Annotated in this window: 15 protein-coding genes and 1 pseudogene; 5 read left to right on the plus strand and 11 right to left on the minus strand. The window is 61.5% G+C overall.

Annotation, left to right across the window (positions count from 1 at the left end; translation table 11 throughout):
* Positions 1–9 precede the first annotated feature (9 nt).
* Genes WNY80_RS17455 through WNY80_RS17470 form a run of 4 tightly spaced genes read left to right on the plus strand, consistent with a single transcriptional unit; the run spans position 10 to position 3394 of the window.
* A complete protein-coding gene (locus tag WNY80_RS17455; RefSeq protein ID WP_342888692.1) occupies positions 10–486 on the plus strand; it encodes a TRAP transporter small permease in 477 nt (158 codons plus the stop codon).
* Complete coding sequence (locus tag WNY80_RS17460) at positions 483–1775, plus strand: TRAP transporter large permease (protein WP_342888693.1); 1293 nt, start codon at positions 483–485, stop codon at positions 1773–1775. The genes WNY80_RS17455 and WNY80_RS17460 overlap by 4 nt, the downstream gene beginning before the upstream one ends.
* A 27-nt stretch (positions 1776–1802) precedes the next feature.
* The gene (locus tag WNY80_RS17465; RefSeq protein WP_342888694.1) at positions 1803–2948 is read left to right on the plus strand and encodes an aminotransferase class V-fold PLP-dependent enzyme; all 1146 of its coding nucleotides are present in this window, start codon (positions 1803–1805) and stop codon (positions 2946–2948) included.
* Positions 2945–3394: a hypothetical protein gene (locus tag WNY80_RS17470; RefSeq protein ID WP_342888695.1), complete on the plus strand. Its 450-nt coding sequence runs from the start codon at positions 2945–2947 to the stop codon at positions 3392–3394. Before WNY80_RS17465 ends, WNY80_RS17470 begins: the two co-directional genes overlap by 4 nt.
* A 99-nt stretch (positions 3395–3493) precedes the next feature.
* On the opposite strand, the pseudogene WNY80_RS17475 reads toward WNY80_RS17470, so the two are convergent.
* The 11 genes and pseudogenes from WNY80_RS17475 to WNY80_RS17525 form a co-directional block, all read right to left on the minus strand.
* Positions 3494–3895: pseudogene (locus WNY80_RS17475) on the minus strand (branched-chain amino acid ABC transporter permease); the annotation flags it as partial.
* A 54-nt stretch (positions 3896–3949) separates the two neighbouring features.
* Positions 3950–4093, minus strand: a complete 144-nt coding sequence (locus WNY80_RS17480) for a hypothetical protein (protein ID WP_342888696.1) — start codon at positions 4091–4093, stop codon at positions 3950–3952.
* A gap of 59 nt (positions 4094–4152) precedes the next feature.
* Positions 4153–5667, minus strand: a complete 1515-nt coding sequence (locus WNY80_RS17485; RefSeq protein WP_342888697.1) for an AMP-binding protein — start codon at positions 5665–5667, stop codon at positions 4153–4155.
* Between the two features lie 46 nt (positions 5668–5713).
* Positions 5714–6484 (minus strand): aldolase/citrate lyase family protein, encoded by a 771-nt coding sequence (locus WNY80_RS17490; protein ID WP_342888698.1) that lies wholly within the window; start codon positions 6482–6484, stop codon positions 5714–5716.
* A 3-nt stretch (positions 6485–6487) separates the two neighbouring features.
* Positions 6488–8035: a hydantoinase B/oxoprolinase family protein gene (locus WNY80_RS17495; RefSeq protein WP_342888699.1), complete on the minus strand. Its 1548-nt coding sequence runs from the start codon at positions 8033–8035 to the stop codon at positions 6488–6490.
* Positions 8035–10113 (minus strand): hydantoinase/oxoprolinase family protein, encoded by a 2079-nt coding sequence (locus WNY80_RS17500; protein ID WP_342888700.1) that lies wholly within the window; start codon positions 10111–10113, stop codon positions 8035–8037. The genes WNY80_RS17495 and WNY80_RS17500 overlap by 1 nt, the downstream gene beginning before the upstream one ends.
* Positions 10110–10889: an IclR family transcriptional regulator gene (locus WNY80_RS17505; RefSeq protein ID WP_342888701.1), complete on the minus strand. Its 780-nt coding sequence runs from the start codon at positions 10887–10889 to the stop codon at positions 10110–10112. The genes WNY80_RS17500 and WNY80_RS17505 overlap by 4 nt, the downstream gene beginning before the upstream one ends.
* Positions 10890–10893: 4 nt before the next feature.
* Positions 10894–12171, minus strand: a complete 1278-nt coding sequence (locus tag WNY80_RS17510) for a TRAP transporter large permease (RefSeq protein WP_342888702.1) — start codon at positions 12169–12171, stop codon at positions 10894–10896.
* The gene (locus tag WNY80_RS17515) at positions 12168–12731 is read right to left on the minus strand and encodes a TRAP transporter small permease (RefSeq protein ID WP_342888703.1); all 564 of its coding nucleotides are present in this window, start codon (positions 12729–12731) and stop codon (positions 12168–12170) included. Before WNY80_RS17515 ends, WNY80_RS17510 begins: the two co-directional genes overlap by 4 nt.
* Positions 12732–12867: 136 nt before the next feature.
* Positions 12868–13236 (minus strand): cupin domain-containing protein, encoded by a 369-nt coding sequence (locus tag WNY80_RS17520; RefSeq protein ID WP_342888704.1) that lies wholly within the window; start codon positions 13234–13236, stop codon positions 12868–12870.
* A 5-nt stretch (positions 13237–13241) separates the two neighbouring features.
* The gene (locus tag WNY80_RS17525) at positions 13242–14225 is read right to left on the minus strand and encodes a TRAP transporter substrate-binding protein (protein WP_342888705.1); all 984 of its coding nucleotides are present in this window, start codon (positions 14223–14225) and stop codon (positions 13242–13244) included.
* 311 nt (positions 14226–14536) lie between these two features.
* Between WNY80_RS17525 and WNY80_RS17530 the strand changes: the two genes are divergently transcribed.
* Positions 14537–16969 (plus strand): glycoside hydrolase family 2 protein, encoded by a 2433-nt coding sequence (locus WNY80_RS17530; RefSeq protein ID WP_342888706.1) that lies wholly within the window; start codon positions 14537–14539, stop codon positions 16967–16969.
* Positions 16970–17299 lie beyond the last annotated feature (330 nt).

The raw sequence follows: 17299 nt of genomic DNA on the forward strand, positions 1-17299 counted from the left end.
ATGACCCGGATGGCGCGCATTATCATCGACTTTGTCGACAAGGGCTTGCGCGCCATCTCCGCGCTGTGCCTGCTGGTCCTCTCCACCCTCGTGGTCTTCCAGGTCATCAGCCGCTACGGCTGGGGCAGCGTGCCACTCTTCACCGAAGAAACCGCACGCTATGCAATGATCTGGATGGCCCTGCTGGCAGCCGCAATCGGGGTGCGTGACGCCGCCCATATCCGGATCGATTTCGTACCCTCCATCCTGGGCGCCGTGTCGCCAGTGGCGCTGCGGGCCCTGAACGTGGCGCTTGATGTCATTTCCCTTGCGGTGTTCCTGACACTGCTGTGGTTCGGCATCGATTCCATGATCTTCGCGGCCGGCCAGACCAGCGACGGAATGCAGATCCCGCTTTCCTATCCCTACAGCGTCCTGCCGATCTCCTTCTTCTTTGCATCCGTGTTCGCAGTCTTGCGGATCGTCGTCCTGGACGCCCGCACATGACCCCTTCCCTCACTGCCCTTGTCTTGAGCTTTCTCGGTCTGATCCTGGTCGGCCTTCCGATTGCATGGGCCATGATTGCATCGGTGCTGGTCTGGGTAACGGTGACCGGCAACTGGTACTTCCTGCCGATCGCCTCGGAGCGGATCTACCAGGGCATGGACAGTTTCGTGCTGATGGCGGTGCCGTTGTTCATCCTCGCAGGCGAGATGGTCAATGCCGGAAAGATAACCGACCGGCTGCTCAATTTTGCCAACGCAATCTTCGGCTGGATGCGCGGCGGACTTGCCCAGGTCAATGTCGGCGCGTCGATCCTGTTTTCCGGCATCACCGGCGTGGCGCTGGGCGACATCGCCTCACTTGGACGGGTCTTCATTCCCTCGATGATCAGTCAGGGCTACACGCCAGCCTATGCCGCGGCCGTGACCGCCTCTTCCTCGATCATCGGCCCGATGGTGCCGCCTTCGCTGATCGCGGTGATCTACGGCTCGATGTCGGACGTCTCGATCGGTGCCTTGATGGCCGCCACGCTGGTTCCGGGGCTCCTGATCGGCGTTGTGCAGATGGGGTTGGTCGCGGTACAGGCGCGAATCTACGATTTTCCACGCGTGGAGATGGACCGTTCGCCGCGCGCCATCGGTCACGCGACCGGCCACGCCCTCGTTCCGCTGATGATCCCGGTGATCATTCTCACGGGCATGCTCGGCGGCATCATGACACCGACGGAGGCCGGAGGCATTGCCGCGGCATATGCACTGATCGTTTCGGTCGTTCTTTACCGGTCCATCCGCATTTCCGCACTTGCAGACGTGTTCAGCCGGTCAGCCCTTTTTTCCGGCCAGTTGCTTATCATCGTCGGGTGCGGGGCGGCCTTCTCCTGGGCGATGGGCATGGAGAACGTGCCGCGGCTGGTTGGCGCCACGGTCGAAAACTGGGGCCTGGGCTATTTCGGCACCATGCTGGTCTTCAACCTGATCCTGCTGGTGCTCGGCATGGTCATCGATCCGACCACCGTCATCATCCTGTTCGGGCCCCTGCTTTCATCCGCCGCGGCCCACGCAGGCATTGACCCGCTGCATTTCGGTGCGGTGGCGATCCTCAACCTGAATGTCGGCCTCCTTACGCCACCGCTGGGCGTCTGCCTGTTCGCGGCGGAAAAAATCGCCGGCTGCGGGCTTTGGCCCTTGCTGCGTTCAACGGCGCCGTTCCTCCTGGTGACGCTGTGCATGCTGGTGCTGGTGGCGGCATTCCCCGAGATAAGCCTCTGGCTTCCACGCGTCCTCGGTTTCTAAGACAATCACAAGGCAGCATGAACGACCATGACCTACGAGACACAAGACGGTTCCGGCTACTTTCTCTACCATTCGATCGGCATGTATCCGGACAAGGAAACGGATATGGAGACCGCGTTTTCGCAATTCTCCAGGAGCTGGAGCAGGCTGGATGACGGTCAGTGGATGCGGGCGCTTGCTGCACGGCAGGAATTCCTGGACCTCTGGAGCAACCTGATCGGGGCCCCCAAGGGCACTGTGACCTCGGCCGAAAACGTGACGACTGCTCTTTACAGCCTGATCGGCGCGCTGCCCGAACACCATCTCAGGAACCGGACGCTGCTGATTGCGGGCGATTGCTTTCCAAGCCTGCATTTCCTGCTTGCGGGCATTGCCAAACGGTTCGGCTTCGAGCTCAGAACCGTGTCGCTGCGGCCCGGCGAAAGCTGGGTCCGCGACGAGGACATCATCGCCGCCTGGGATGAGAGCGTCGGGCTGGCGCTGCTGACCTTCGTCACATCGACCGCCTCACATCGCTGCGACCTCGAAGCCCTGGTCGGCCATGGTCGGAAGATGGGCAGCCTGATCGGCGTCGACATCACCCAGGGCGTGGGACTAATCCCGTTCAATGTAGACACGCCGCGTGTGGACTTCACGCTGTCAACCAGCCTCAAATGGCTGTGCGGGACACCCGGTGCCGGGATCATCCATGTCGCCGAACCGCTGCTGAAGACCTGCGAGCCGGAACTTCGAGGCTGGTTCAGCCAGGACAATATCTTTTCGTGGGATCTCGACGCCTTTGCCTACGCGGGAGATGCGCGCCGGTTTGATCACGGCACGCCCTCGGTGCTGGCCTGTGCCGGGTCCGTACCCGCGCTGAAATGGCATGCCGGGCAGGACCAGGCAGCATTGCTTGCGCACAACCGCCACCTTGGACAAGCCATCATCGATGCCGCGCCCTCGCTGGGCATGACTCTGACAAGCCCGCAAGACGCCGGGCGCCGAGGTGGCAGCATCATGCTGAGATTGCCGGACGGGATCGACCCCGCAGCGTCTGTCGACCGGTTGCGTGAACTGGGGATCTACACCGATTGCCGCGGCCGGATCATGCGACTTTCTCCCGGAACAGTGACGACCGTCGAAGGCGTCGACAGGCTGCTTGCCGGATTGGCAGGGATTGTGAAGGCGGCATGATCAATCCATCCTCACAATACGCTCACAGCGTGACCGGCCTGTTTGACGTGCCTGCCGAAACCGCATTCGCCTTCATGGCGGATCCTATCGCGCTCGGCCAATGGTCGCTTGGCTGCATGAATACCCAGCCTACCAAAACCGCATCGATCCATTCCGGTCATTCGCTGTTTGACGGCGCACAGGGTTTCTTCGAGATCGACACGGATCCCGAACGGCTGATTGTCGATTACCGTTTGGGATCACCCGAACGCCTGGTGCCCAGAGTGTCGGCAAGGGTCGTGCCCGCAGACATCTGCGGATTGGGCAAAGAGCAGTGTTACGTTACGCTGACGGCCTGGCGCGCGACCGATATGGACGATGTCCGCTGGCATCGCCTGTGTGTAACCCACGAGGCGGAAATCTATCTGATCAAATCACAGTGCGAAGCATCTTATCGCTGGACGTGATGTTGCCGAATGAAGAACGTGGTTGTTCCGGTTGCAACCCGTCTTCCATGTGATGAAAACGGCACGGGCATGAGCAAGAAGGCAGGTTCTGTTCCGCGTTCACGCCCCTAGGGGCGTGAACAGGACGCAGGCGATAAAGGTACCGCCGATAACCACCTGGACCCAGGATCCGATTCCGCTGAGCACGTGCTGAAGCGCAACCACGATGAAGGCGCCGACGACCGGGCCAAAAATGGTGCCCATGCCGCCAAGCAGCGTCATCAGGATCACCTCGCCCGACATCTGCCAGTGCGCATCGGTGAGCGAGGCGAACTGGAACACCAGCGCCTTGGTCGAACCGGCAAGCCCTGCCAGTCCGGTGGAGAGAACAAAGGCCAGCAACTTGAAGCGATCGACATTGTAGCCCAGCGACAGGGCCCGCGGTTCGTTCTCGCGGATCGCCTGCAACACCTTCCCTAAAGGAGAATGGATGATCCGGTAGATCAGCAGGAAGCCGGCGATCAGCAACGGTGAGAACCCGATCTGCAACCATTCCAGCCCGAGCCAGGTGCCCAGTTAGGAATAGAGGATCAGGGCCAGGAATGCCCCGGTCATGTAAAGTGCGGCAAGGGCGAAATTGACGACGTTGAGCAGGCCAAAGATCACGGCCAGCCCAAGGCTGAGCATTGCGTAGAAAACGCCGTTGTTGAGCCCGAGCATCCCCTGCGCAAGTATCAGTCGGATCAGCGGTGCCGGTTATCGTGCAGCGATCCAGGCTGTCAAAGACCCGAGAGCTTCTCCCGCAGTTCGGTCTTGAGCACCTTGCCGTAATTGTTCTTCGGCAGCGAGGTTTCGAAGAAATAGGCCTTGGGGCGCTTGAAACCCGCGATCAGGGACCGGCAATGGGCATCGAGTTCCGATGTGCCGGGAAGGTCCGTACCGGAGGCAACGACGAACGCGACGACTTCCTCGCCCCATTCGGCGTTCGGCCGGCCAATCACCGACACCTCGGCCACGCCCGGATGGGTCAGCAGGGCTTCCTCGACTTCACGCGGGTAGATGTTGGTGCCGCCCGATATGATGACATCCTTCGAGCGGTCACGCAGGGTCAGGTAGCCGTCTTCATCGAGAGAGCCCATGTCCCCAGTCCACAGCCAGCCATCCCTGATGCTCTGGGCGGTGGCATCGGGATTGTTCCAGTATCCCTTCATCACCGGAGAACCGGCGGCGATGATCTCGCCGATCTCGCCGGGCGCCATGTCCTCGCCATTTGCGCCGACCACACGGATGGAGACGCAGGATTGCGCCCGGCCGACGGATGCCAGCCGTTCGCGCCAGCGCGGGTTCTGGCGGTCGACGATATCGGTGCGTGAGAGCGACGTCAGCGTCATCGGGCATTCGCCCTGCCCGTAGATCTGGACGAAACGGGCGCCGAATTGCGCCGTCGCCGCCTCGATGTCGGCAAGGTACATCGGGCCGCCGCCATAGACGATGGTGCGCAGCCCCTCGCCGGCATATCCGGACTGCCGGGCTGCCGTGAGCCACCGGCTGATCATGGTTGGGGCGGCAAACATGGTGACGTTGCCAAGCCTTGGCGCAAGTTCCGAGAGCTCCACCGCATCAAATCCACCCGAGGCCGGAATGACGTGGCGGCTGCCGCGCAGGACATGCATGAAATTGTAAAGCCCCGCGCCATGCGACAGCGGCGCGGCATAGACTGCCGCATCCTCAGCCAGAACATCGTCGACATCGACGAAATAGGCATAGGTCATGGCGTGCAGGTTGGCGTTGGTCAGCATCACGCCTTTCGGCTTGCCGGTGGTGCCCGAGGTGTAGAACAGCCAGGCCAGATCACCACCTGCCCGCGGCACCGGCGCTAAGAGCGCTGCGGCGTCCGCATCGAAGGCCGGCTCGGCGGCAAGGTCGCAAATTGCACAGGTGGAAGGCAGCAGCGGGCGCACCTCGTCCGCGCCCGAGACGAACACCACCCGGCTGCCCGAATCGTCAATGATAAAGGCCGCCTCGCGTGGATGAAGCTTGGCATTGATGGGAACCGCGGCCGCTCCGCAAAACCAGATGCCATAAAGCAATTCGAGATAGGCCGGAGTGTTCTTCATGAAGATGGCGACGCGGTCGCCGGGCCGGACATTGTGCCGTGTCTGCAACCAGGCGCCAATGCGGGCCGCGCGCGTCGCAAATTCGCAATAGGTCGCAACCAGCTCCTCGCCCGACAACAATGCCGGTGCCTCGGGCTGTCTCCTGGCCGTGCGGACGAGCCATTCTGCCAAATTCATGCCGCTTCTCCACAATCGGGTCGGGTGTTGATGTTCAAAGGCTGCTTCAGGTGATGGCCTGACGCGCCGACGCAAGCCCGGCCTTCGCCGATTGCAGCAAAAAAGACTGGTCCGTGCCAAGTACAAAAAGCGTTCCGCCGCAGCCACTCCACCGGGAAATTGCCGAAGCGTCGGAAACGAACATGCCGCCCGACACGCCGGCGGTGCGCGCGGCATTCATGACCTCGACGCCCATCGCCACGATTTCCGGGGCAGCAGGGTTGGTCGACCCTTGCGAAACGGCAAGATCAACAGGACCGACCAGCAGACCGTCCACACCGTCCATGGCGGCGATGTCCGCCGCCGCGGCAACCGCGGAGCTGTCTTCTATCTGGCAGATAAGAACGGTTTCCTTATCCTGAGCCTCAAGGTGCTCTGCAATGCCGCGTGCGCCATAGCCCGCTGCCGCTGTCGAGGGAGAAAAACCTCTCATCCCGCCACGGTACCTGACCCGCTGGACCAGCAGTTCCGCCATGGTCGCATGCCTGACCTGGGGCACCATGATACCGGCCGCGCCGCAATCGAGCGCGGTCGATATCCAGTGCCCGTCAGCCTCGGGTATCCGCACCAGGGCCGCCACATTGGCAGCCCGGGCCGCCAGAATGGCACAGGCAATGTTCTCGCGATCAAACGGTGCGTGCTCGGCATCGATGACCACGAAATCGAAACCGGCACCGCCGAGCATTTCGATCACCGCCGGGTCGCGGAGCTTGACGAAAGTGCCGATCATCGGCGCACGGGCACGCAGCCTTTGTGCAAATGCCTGGCGCGCCGGCATCGTTCAGGCCTTCCCGTAGCCGCCGCCGCCGGGCGTGATCATGAACACCTCGTCATCGGGGTTCATCTCGCGCTTGCGGGTGTCAACCACGTCTTCGCCGTTGATCTGGAAGGTGCCCTTGGTGCCGTCGCCGCCACCGAACACGCCTTCCGGCCCGTGCGACAGACGGCTGGGGATGGTGTTGAGCAGCCAGCGCGAATTGGTCCGCATGCGGTAACCGATCCGCTGGCCGTCGCCTCCGGGCTGACGCCCTGCACCACCGGTGCCGCGCTCCAGTTCCTTGCAGGTAAAGGCAATCGGATAGGACGCCTCGAGCACCTCGACGGGAACCGCCGACACACCGGTGGGATAGCAAATGGCCGAGAGACCCGGCTTGTGCGCACGCGCGCCCATGCCACCGGAATAGTTGAACATGGAGCTGGTGAACGGCTTGCCGTTGGCATCCTTGCCCTGCACCTGGATGGTCCAGACCGCCCCGGAGCCTTCTGCGATAACATCATCGGGCAGGATCTGGGCCAGCGCCTTGAGGATCGGGAACGGCACATACATGCCGACCACATGGCGTGCATTGACCGGTGACGGGTAACGCGCGTTGACCACGCATTCGTCAGGCAGCTTGAGCTTGATCGGCGCCAGCGACCCGGCATTGTTGGGCAGGTCCGGGTTGAGCGTCGAGCGGATGGCAAAGGTCGCATAGGCATGGGTGTAGGCCGGCACCACGTTGATGCCCATGGCGCTGGGACCGGAGGAGCCCTCGAAATCGATGGTGATTTCGCCTGCTTCCGGGTCGACGGTAACGGCCGTCTTGAGATCGATCACCTCACCGCCCGGCACATCGAATTTCGAGGCGCCGTGCCATGTTCCCGCAGGCAGCTTGGCGATGGCGTCGCGGGTAGCCTTTTCCGAGCGGACAATGATTTCTTCCGACAGCTCCGAGATATCCTCGAGACCATACCGGTCACAAAGCGCGTTGAGGCGTTCGGCAGCGATCATGCCACTGGACACCTGCGCACCAAGGTCGCCCATCAGGGCGTCGGGGGTGCGCACGTTGCGCTTGATGATCGAGAACAGCGTTTCGTTTGGCCTGCCCTCTTCATAAAGCTTCATCACCGGGATCCAGAGGCCTTCCTCGTGGATATCGCGGGCGCCGGAGCCGATGCCATAGCCGCCGATATCCGAATGGTGGATGGTCGAGCCGGCATAGGCGATGATCCGGCCGTTGCGGAAGATCGGCGAGATGATGGTGATGTCGAAGAAATGGCCAGCCGACATCCACGGATCGTTGGTGATCAGCACATCGCCGGGACGGAGCTTGTCCATGTCGGTGTGTTCAAGCAGGTTGCGGGCAGCAGCTGCCAGCGAGTTGATGTGGCCCGGCGTTCCGGTGACGGCCTGCGCCACCATTCGCGCGTTCTCGTCAAACAGGCCGTTGGCGAGGTCGCCCGCCTCGCGGACGATCGGGCTGAAGGCGATCCGCTGCAGGGCCCTGGCCTGCTCGCTGACGATGCCGATGAGATTGCTCCACAGGATCTGAAGTTCGACGCCATCCATCACGAGGCTCCCTTTGTCTTTTCGGCAACAATGCTGCCACTGGCGTGCAGGGTTGCGACCCAGTTTTCGAGAATGAAGATTGTTGTTTCGCGTTCTTCGATAATGGCCGGACCAACAATGCTGTCGTCCGCCGTGATCAGCGAGCGCTGAAGCACCTGCACCGATCGCGGTTCGCCGCCGATGAACACATTGCGGCTTTCGGCAGCACGCTCCGCCCCCGCATTGGCCTGCCGGGCTGCCGGGCGGTCGGCCGGCGCACCGCTGGCGGTGATCAGCCAGTTGACGATCTCGATGCCCATGCCGGCGAGCTTGAGGCCATACTGGCGATGATATTCGGTTTCGAACAGATCGTGGATGCGCTGGGTGTCGCGCGCAGAAACCACTTCAGCGGGCAGGTTGATGCGGACTTCCGACTGCTGGCCGGAATAGCGCATCTCCACCGCATAGGCGAAGCGGGCCTCACCATCGGGAATGCCTGCCTCGCGCAGTGCGTCACCGCCTTCGGTGGTCATGCTCTGCAACACCGTGTCGACGGCATCCCAGTCGAGATCGGTGAGCGGCGAGACCAGGCTGCGAACCAGATCGATCTGCGCCGGGGTCACCAGCGTTCCGAAGGCCGACAGCACGCTTGCCAATGGCGGATAGATCACCTTGGTGCTTTCGGTCAGTTCCGCGACCATGCAGGCATGAACCGGTCCGGCGCCGCCGAAGGCGAGGAGCGGCAAGCCGCGATAATCGATGCCGCGCTCGGTGGCATGGGTGCGGGTTGCCGCCGCCATCTGTTCGCAGACGACTTCGAACACGCCCCAGGCGGCCTGCGAGCGTGGCAGGCCCAGCTTGTTGCCGAGATCGTCAAGCGCCTTTTCCGCGGCTGCGGTGTCGAGCTGCATGTCGCCGCCAAGGAAGCGCTTGGGATCAAGGATACCCAGGACAACGTCGGCATCGGTAACACAAGGATTTGCACCGCCGCGGCCATAGCAGGCCGGACCGGGCATGGAGCCGGCACTTTCCGGTCCGATCTTGAGCAGGCCCAGATCATCGACCGAGGCAATCGAGCCGCCACCTGCACCAATCTCGATCATGTCGATCGAGGGCACGGTGATCGGCATGCCGCTGCCCGGCTTGAAGCGGTAGCGACGGTCGACTTCGAAGGTGCCGGTGACCAGCGGTTCATGATCCTGAACGATGCAGGCCTTGGCCGTGGTGCCGCCCATATCGAAGGAAATCAGGTCCGGAATATCGAAGATGCGGGAGAAATAGCAGGCGACAAGCGCGCCGGCGGCAGGACCGGATTCAATCATGCGGACGGGAATTGTGCTGGCCCGTTCGGCGCCGATGACGCCACCGTTCGAGAGCATGATCAGCGGCTGCTGGGAAAAGCCCCGGGTCTTGAGTTCGGTGATCAGCGCCGAAAGGTACGGCCGGGTGATCGGCACGGTGTAGGCATTGATCGCCACTGTCGAGGCGCGCAGATACTCGCGCATCTGCGGTGCAATCACGCTTGAAAGCGAGACATAGATGTCGGGCGCCTCTTCGGCGAAGATGCGGCGAACCTCTTCCTCGTTGGCGCCATTGCGGTAAGAATTGAGGAAACAGACAGCGACGGAAACAATCCCCGCCTCACGGCACTTGGCGATGATTTCGAGGATCTCGTCCCGGTCAACCTGTATTTCGACCGTTGCATCGGCATAGGTCCGCTCGTTGACCGTGAAGGTGCGTTCCATCGGGATCAGCGGTTCGGCGAACTCGATCTGCGGATCGTACATGTCGTAGCGATGTTCCTCGCGGATATAGAGGACATCGCGGAACCCCTTGGTCAGCAACAGCGCCACGGGCGGGCCCTTGCGCTCGATCAGGGCGTTGGTGACCACGGTGGTGGCATGGACGATGACATCATCGACATCGCCGGGTGCAATCCCGGCCTTGCCGAGCACCAGGTCGACGCCACGGAAAAACCCTTCAAGCAGATTGTTATGGGTGGTCAGGGTCTTGTCGACGTAGCTCTGGCCATCGGAGGCCAGCAGCACGGCGTCGGTGAAAGTTCCGCCAATGTCGATGGCGAGTGAGTATCGTGTCATGTCGGGTACTCCGTGCATCCCAAGTCGATGGAAATTGCGCGCGCGGCCTGGGCAACCGCTACGCAGAGGGGGGCGGACGGTTCAGGCGGGATATCCTGCAACGAACCGGCAATGGTGATGGTGGCAACGAACCGGTTTTCGAGATCGAAGATCGGTGCGGAAATGGCGTTGAGCCCGCTCAGGGTTTCTTCCGGGGCGACCGCCCAGCCGGTCTGGCGGGCGCGGTCGATTTCGGCGTTCAGCCGGGCCGGATCGAAAGCCTTGCCATTGGGCAGGGCCGGATGGTCGGCGGCAAGCACTGCAGACAGCAGATCCGGATCGCCAAAGGCCAGGGCGATCTTGCCCTGGGCCGAAGCATGAAAGGACAGAAGCGCGCCGGGCTTGGTGATGATCTGCACCGGCGAATCGACGCGGACAATGTCGACCACACGCATGCCGCCGTCCTCGGGAATTGACAGGGTGCAGGTCAACTCGGCCTTGTCACGCAGCTGCACCATGACCGGGCGTGCGGTGCTGGTCAGCTGGGTGCCGTCGGCGATGGCCTGGCCGACATGGAACAGTTTCAGCGTCAACCGGTAGCGTTCGGTGACAGGGTCCTGCCGGACATAGCCGATATTGCTCAGGGTCTGCAGGTAGCGGTAGACCTTGGCACGCGGCATGCCGAGCCGCTTGGCCAGGTCGGTGACCCGCACCGCCTCGTTCATCGGCGCCATCTCTTCAATGATCTGGAAGGCGGCGATGGCCGAATGGTTGTTGATCTTGCTGGTGTCTTTCATCTCATTATCCCGGGAAAAAGCCTGGCAGCGTCAGTGTCAGGAACGGCACGAAGGCGACCAGGGCGAGGATGACAAGGGCGATGCCAATCATCGGCAAAATGGCGACGGCGACTTTTTCGAGCGGTGTCTTGCCGATCGCCGAAACGATGAACAGGCAAAGGCCGACGGGCGGGGTGATCATTCCGATCATCAGGTTGAGCACCACCATGACGCCAAACTGGACGCGATCGATGCCAAGCAGCGGAAACAGCTCGTTGAGGATCGGCATGACCAGGACCAGGGCCGCCAGCGGCTCGAGAAACAGGCCGAGCAGCAGCAGCACCAGGTTGAGGAGCAAGATCAATACCCAGGGTGTGGAGCTGATATCGAGCATCTGGGCTGCGATTTCGCGGGGTATGTTCTCGATGCCGAGGATGAAGGAGGTCATGCTGGCCATGGCGACGATCAGCATCACGCCTGCGGTCATCGTCGCAGCCTCGTAGAACGAAGCGAAGATCTTGCGGGCGTTGAGCGTCCGGTAAAGTAGAAGCCCGACCGCCAGCGCATAGACCACGGCAACCGCTGCAGCCTCGGTGGGGGTAAAGACGCCGCTGCGGATGCCGCCGACAATGATGACCGGCAGCAGCAGCGCCGGCAGCGCCTTGAGCGCAAGTGCGCCACGCTCTTCGGCCGGCACGAGGGGCGGCAACGGATGATCCTCGCGGCGGGCCTTGAACAGAACATAGACCAGCAGGCCGGCGCAGAGCGCGAAGGCCGGGATGATGCCCGCGAGGAACAGGTCGGCGATCGAGGTACCGGTGAGCACGCCATAAAGAATGAGCGCCAGCGACGGCGGCACAAGCGGCCCGAGGATCGAGCCGGCCGCGGTGACAGCCGCGGCATATTCGGGCTTGTAGCCGTCACGGCGCATGGCCGGGATCATGACGCTGCCGATGGCCGAGGCTTCGGCGGTGGCTGCACCGCTGACGCCAGAGAACATCATCGAGGCGATGACATTGACCGCTGCAAGGCCGCCACGCACCCGGCCGACCAGCATCTGGGCAAAGCGGACAATCTGGCGTGTCAGATCGGCCGAATTCATCAGGTTGCCGGCAAGGATGAAGAACGGAATGGTCAGCAGCACGAAATTGTCGATGCCGGCAATCATCTTCTGCGGAAACCCGATCATCAGGTGCATCTGGTCGTTGAGGATCAGATAGGCGATCGAGGACAGGCCGAGGCTGAAGGCCACCGGAATACCGATGATCATGAAGCCGAGAAATGTAAGCAGATAAAGGGTCACAGCGGGGAGCCTCCTTCGTGCGAGGCGGCAAGATCCTGCAACGACCGTCCGTCGGCCCATGCGCGGAGGTAATGGACGATATCGACAATGATGCGCAGACCGAGCAGCACCATGCCGAGCGGCAGTGCGAAATAGACCCAGAACACGCTTGGCGCCTGCGGTGCAGCGGCTCCGAACAGATCCTCGAGAATGAAGCTGAGCGCAGGGATCGGCTGCGATCCCGCCAGTTGTGCGTAGATGTAACCGTAGTAGGCAAGTGCCGCGCACATGGCCGCAGAGAGCATTCCGCCGACAACCGCCAGGAACAGCGCCGGCACGCGTGGCAGCGCATCGGCGAGGATCGACAGGGCCGCTATCTCGCCGCGCTCATAGGCAAATATCATGGCAAGGAAGGATGCCCAGATGAGCAGGTAACGGCACAGTTCCTCCGACCACAGGAGCGAGGAATTGAAGCCGTAGCGCATGATCACCTGCGCGGTCATGACCGTCAGCAGGGTGGCCATTAGGACAACCAGAAGGGTTTTGAGACCGGTTCGAAATATGTGATGAACTGAAGTCATTGTCGCGACGCCTCCTCCGGTTTGCGGACCAACTGATTGTGCATATCTGCGCGCTCTGGTCACAGGTTTACTGGGGGCCCGGCGTCAAAACGCCGGGCCGTTTCCTGCTTGGGCACAGGAGGTTGTCTTCAGAAGATCAACCGAAATCGGGTTCCTGATATTCCGTCAGGTGCAGATAGTCCTCACGGACCGGGGCAAAGACATCGAGATTGAGGGCAACCTCGTCGCCAATCGCCTCGCCGCAATGGACAACATCGGGGGGAATGCGGACGACCTCTCCTGCCCCGACTTCGACCACATCGTCACCGATCTCGAACCGGATACGTCCGGACACGACATAGGCGAGCTGCTCGAAGGGATGGGAATGGGGCTTCTTTTCCATTCCCGGCTCCAGCCAGTTCATGACCATCAGGGCGTTGTCTCCGCGGAAGGCGGTTCGCGAAACTCCTTCGCGAACCTTTTCCCGGGGAAGCCTGTCCCAGCCGTAGACCTTGGTTGACGCCATCTCGGTCACTGGCTCTGAGCGAATGCTTCGTTGAACTTGACGATCATCGGGTCCTTCTCACTCCAGGTATCGACCACCGGAGCCGTCAGGGCCTTGAGATCATCGAGATCGCCGAGCTTGTTGACGGTGACGCCGTTTTCTTCAAGGAAAGCAATGGTGTCAGCTTCCTGAGAGGCAGCCAAGGCATAGGCCTCAGCGGTTGCTTCCTTGCCTGCCTGCTCGACGGCGGCCTTGTCCTTGTCGCTCATCTTGTTCCAGGTCGCGCCTGAAATCATGATGACGCCGGGCCAGAAGTAATGGCCGGTGAGCGTGACCTGCTTGGCCGCATTGTAGAGGCTTTCCGACTTGACCGAGGAGACGTTGATCTCGACGGCGTCGATGGTGCCGGTTTCAAGCGCAGAGTAAACCTCGCCGTAAGCCATGCCGATCGGGTTGACGCCGATGGCTTCCCAGATCGCCTTGTGCAGCGGAATGGGAACGATGCGGGTCTTCAGACCCTTGAAATCAGCCAGGCTGGTGACCGGCTTGTCCTTCGACAGGAAATGCCTCAGGCCGGCTTCGACAAAGCCGACGCCCTTGATGTTCTTCGCATCGAGCGTCGCCAGCAGCTCGTCACCCAGATCCGATGTAAGGACCGTGGAGAGCTGATCGTAGGACGACACCGTGAACGGCTGCTGCAGCGCGTCGAACGGTGCGGCGCCGAGAACCAGCGGCAGCGTTGCAGACGACACCAGGGCACCGTCGATCAGGCCGATCTGGATGCCTTCAAGCAATTGCTTGTCGTCGCCGAGCTGGCGGTCGCCATAGACTTCGATCTTGACGTTGCCGTCAGTCTTCTCGGCGACCTTCTTGGCAAAGATCTCAAGACCGGTGTGGAAAATATGTGTCGACGCAGCGGCGTGACCCATTTTCAGGGTGATCTCCTGCGCGCCGGCAAGTGTCGGGAGCACCATCATGGCAACCCCGGCAAAAATAGAAAACTTGTTCATTCCATCCTCCCAATTAGCTTCTCTTGGCCTACTTTGTGTTTCACTCTGTAAAACAAGATAACATAGAGTGAAACAAAACCGATTTGACGTCAAGGCCCCGGATGCACTTGAAGTGCTGCAAAAGGAATTCTCGGCGCAAATTCAGCAGATTATGATCAAGGCATGGTCAAGTTCGCGAAGCGCTGAGGGCGGACAGCCCCATTCCGGGTACCAGCCGGGAGGTTCCGGTTTCGGACCCGCGGTCTTGCCCACAGCGTCCCGACATGACATCGACGCTGTACATGTTCGACAATCAGGGAGGTCGTTGCGCCATGCCACATGCACCGGAAGCGAATGAGAAGATCCACGACCTGTCGGACGGCTGGAATGTCACCGACGGCAGGCACAGCGCGGCATTGCCGGTCCCGGGAGATGTTCATTCCGCGCTTCTGGATGCCGGCATCATTTCTGATCCCTATTGGCGCGATACGGAAACCGCCCTCGACTGGGTCCATGAAACCGAATGGACGGCAACGAAGTTCTTCGACCTGGCGGCAAAGGATGATGCGCCATGGACGTTGAGCTTTGACGGTATCGACTGCGCCGCCGACGTCTGGCTCAACGGTGTGCTGCTGGGTCAGGTTCAGAACCGTTTCCTGCGCCAAGATTTTGATGCCGGCGATGCGCTCGTGGCGGGTGAGAACTGCCTGAAGGTGGTGTTTCACTCGAACTCGAAGACAGCGGAGCGGATGGCTGCCGCTTCGGACTACCCGGTCCCCTATATCAAGTGGAACAACCGGCTTGCGCATTACAATTTCCTGCGCAAGCCGCAATGCGATGCCGGCTGGGACTGGAACATCGCCCTGTCGCCGCTGGGATTGTGCGGACCGGTCACGCTCAAGCGCAGCACGCTCGCACGGCTCGACGACGTGATGGTGCGGCAACATCATGCGCCGGACGGCAAGGTGACGCTTGAACTCGACCTGCATTACACGGCCTTCGCGCCGGGCCTTGTCGAGACGGACCTGACCTGTGACCGCAAGACGGTGCGCCACGAAGCCCAGGTCTGGCCGGGGAACGGAAAAACCCGGGCAACACTGACAATAGATAAACCGGAGTTGTGGTGGCCGGCAGGCCACGGGCGGCAACATCTTTACGACCTCAAGCTGCGCTTCGGGACCGAACACCGTACCTTGCGTATCGGGCTAAGGCAGGTTGAGCTGGTCACCGATCCCGATGACACGGGGCACCGGTTTTTGTTCCGCGTGAACGGACGCGAGATCTTCATGCGCGGCGCAAACTGGATTCCCGCCGACGCGCTGCCGGCAAGGGCAACGCCGGAAGCCGTGCGCGACCTGCTGACCTCGGCGGTCGAGGCCAACATGAACATGATCCGGGTATGGGGTGGCGGTCAGTACGAGCCGGACTGGTTTTACGACATGTGTTCCGAACTCGGGCTGATGGTGTGGCAGGATTTCATGTTTGCCTGCAATCTCTACCCGGCGCATGACCGCGAATGGCTCGACAGCGTGCGGCTCGAAGCCCGGCAGCAGATAAGGCGGCTATCGCCGCAGCCATGCATGGCGCTGTGGTGCGGCGACAATGAAGTGATCGGTGCCCTGAGCTGGTTCGAGGAAAGCAAGGCAAACCGCGATCATTACGTCGCGGTCTATGCGCGGCTGAACGCAGTGCTGGAAGAAGCCATTGCCGAGGCTGAACCGGATGTCGCGTTCTGGCCGTCCTCGCCCTCGGTCGGGCGGCTTGATTTCGGCGACGGCTGGCATGATGACAGCGCGGGCGACATGCATTTCTGGGATGTCTGGCACTCGTCAAAGGATTTCGAGCATTACCGTACAGTCCGACCCCGGTTCTGCTCGGAATTCGGTTTCCAGTCGTTCCCCTCCAACCGGATCATTGCCAGCTTCACCGAAGAAGAGGACCGCAATGTCTCCTCAAGAGTGATGGATGTTCACCAGCGCAATCCCGGCGGCAACAGCCGCATCGTCGAAACGCTGGCGCGCTATTTCCGGTTTCCCGACCGGTTCGAGGACATGACATGGCTGAGCCAGGTCAGCCAGGCGCTGGCAATGAAGACGGCAATCGAATTCTGGCGGTCATCGAAGCCGCGCACAATGGGCACATTGTACTGGCAGCTCAATGACACCTGGCCGGTGGCGAGCTGGTCGTCGCTGGAATATGGCGGCGGCTGGAAACTCACCCATTACCTGGCGAGAAAGTTCAACGCCCCGGTTCTGGTGACGGCGCAGCCCGACGAGACCTCCGGCGAGATTGTGCTCTGGGCCATCAATGACACCACCGAAAGCGTGAACCTGCACGTCACCGCCTGCCGTGTCTCGATGACGGGAACCATCACCGATATCGGCGCCTGGGCATGCCACTGTCCAACCGACCGGGCCGTCGAGGTTGCACGGATTCCGCTGGGGCTGATCAAAGACGACGAATTTCTGAATTTCAGCTGGCAGGATGCCGATGGCAGCCACATCGGGGACAACGACTACCTTCCCCGCCGTCCGAAAGACTACCGCTTCGCAGACCCCAAGATCCATGTGGAGGACGAGGGCGAAAGCATCGCATTGACCTGCGATCTGCCTGCGCTTTTTGTCACGCTCGATCATGGCGGTTCGGATGTCTGGTCGGACAACGGCTTCACCCTGCTTCCGGGCATTCCGAAAGTGGTGCACCGCATCCGGGCGCGCGGCGGAATTCACGGTGATCGCCAGATCCGGCATCTGGGCAGCAAGTAGGAAAACGCAGACCGGCTGACCGCTCCGAAAACGCCGGGTTTGAGTTCTCACGACGGCTTTGCGCAACCCGGTTAAAGCGATATACCCAAAAGTCGGACCCCAATCCCCGGAAACGGACCGAATGCCTGATCCGGCCAATTTGAACGCGACAGCAGACTTTTTCGCGAACAACGCACTGAACCAAGAAGAGAGTTTGGGAAAATGGGCAAGACCGCTGCCATCCAGCACCGCAAGACGGGCGCGATCGCGCGAGGCGCCGGTGTGATGACGCGGCCCCATGCAGACCGCGCCGCAAACGCAGGGATGCGGGTGGTTGAAGCTAGCTGTAAC

The sequence above is a fragment of the Hoeflea sp. AS16 genome (assembly GCF_038900095.1).
Taxonomy (GTDB): domain Bacteria; phylum Pseudomonadota; class Alphaproteobacteria; order Rhizobiales; family Rhizobiaceae; genus Hoeflea.

Bases quoted from the DNA above. Each gene is read 5' to 3' on its own strand.
- WNY80_RS17455 (WP_342888692.1), top strand. From the start codon at position 10: ATGGCGCGCATTATCATCGACTTTGTCGACAAGGGCTTGCGCGCCATC.
- WNY80_RS17460 (WP_342888693.1), top strand. From the start codon at position 483: ATGACCCCTTCCCTCACTGCCCTTGTCTTGAGCTTTCTCGGTCTGATC.
- WNY80_RS17465 (WP_342888694.1), top strand. From the start codon at position 1,803: ATGACCTACGAGACACAAGACGGTTCCGGCTACTTTCTCTACCATTCG.
- WNY80_RS17470 (WP_342888695.1), top strand. From the start codon at position 2,945: ATGATCAATCCATCCTCACAATACGCTCACAGCGTGACCGGCCTGTTT.
- WNY80_RS17480 (WP_342888696.1), bottom strand. From the start codon at position 4,093: ATGCTCGGGCTCAACAACGGCGTTTTCTACGCAATGCTCAGCCTTGGG.
- WNY80_RS17485 (WP_342888697.1), bottom strand. From the start codon at position 5,667: ATGAATTTGGCAGAATGGCTCGTCCGCACGGCCAGGAGACAGCCCGAG.
- WNY80_RS17490 (WP_342888698.1), bottom strand. From the start codon at position 6,484: ATGCCGGCGCGCCAGGCATTTGCACAAAGGCTGCGTGCCCGTGCGCCG.
- WNY80_RS17495 (WP_342888699.1), bottom strand. From the start codon at position 8,035: ATGGATGGCGTCGAACTTCAGATCCTGTGGAGCAATCTCATCGGCATC.
- WNY80_RS17500 (WP_342888700.1), bottom strand. From the start codon at position 10,113: ATGACACGATACTCACTCGCCATCGACATTGGCGGAACTTTCACCGAC.
- WNY80_RS17505 (WP_342888701.1), bottom strand. From the start codon at position 10,889: ATGAAAGACACCAGCAAGATCAACAACCATTCGGCCATCGCCGCCTTC.
- WNY80_RS17515 (WP_342888703.1), bottom strand. From the start codon at position 12,731: ATGACTTCAGTTCATCACATATTTCGAACCGGTCTCAAAACCCTTCTG.
- WNY80_RS17520 (WP_342888704.1), bottom strand. From the start codon at position 13,236: ATGGCGTCAACCAAGGTCTACGGCTGGGACAGGCTTCCCCGGGAAAAG.
- WNY80_RS17525 (WP_342888705.1), bottom strand. From the start codon at position 14,225: ATGAACAAGTTTTCTATTTTTGCCGGGGTTGCCATGATGGTGCTCCCG.
- WNY80_RS17530 (WP_342888706.1), top strand. From the start codon at position 14,537: ATGCCACATGCACCGGAAGCGAATGAGAAGATCCACGACCTGTCGGAC.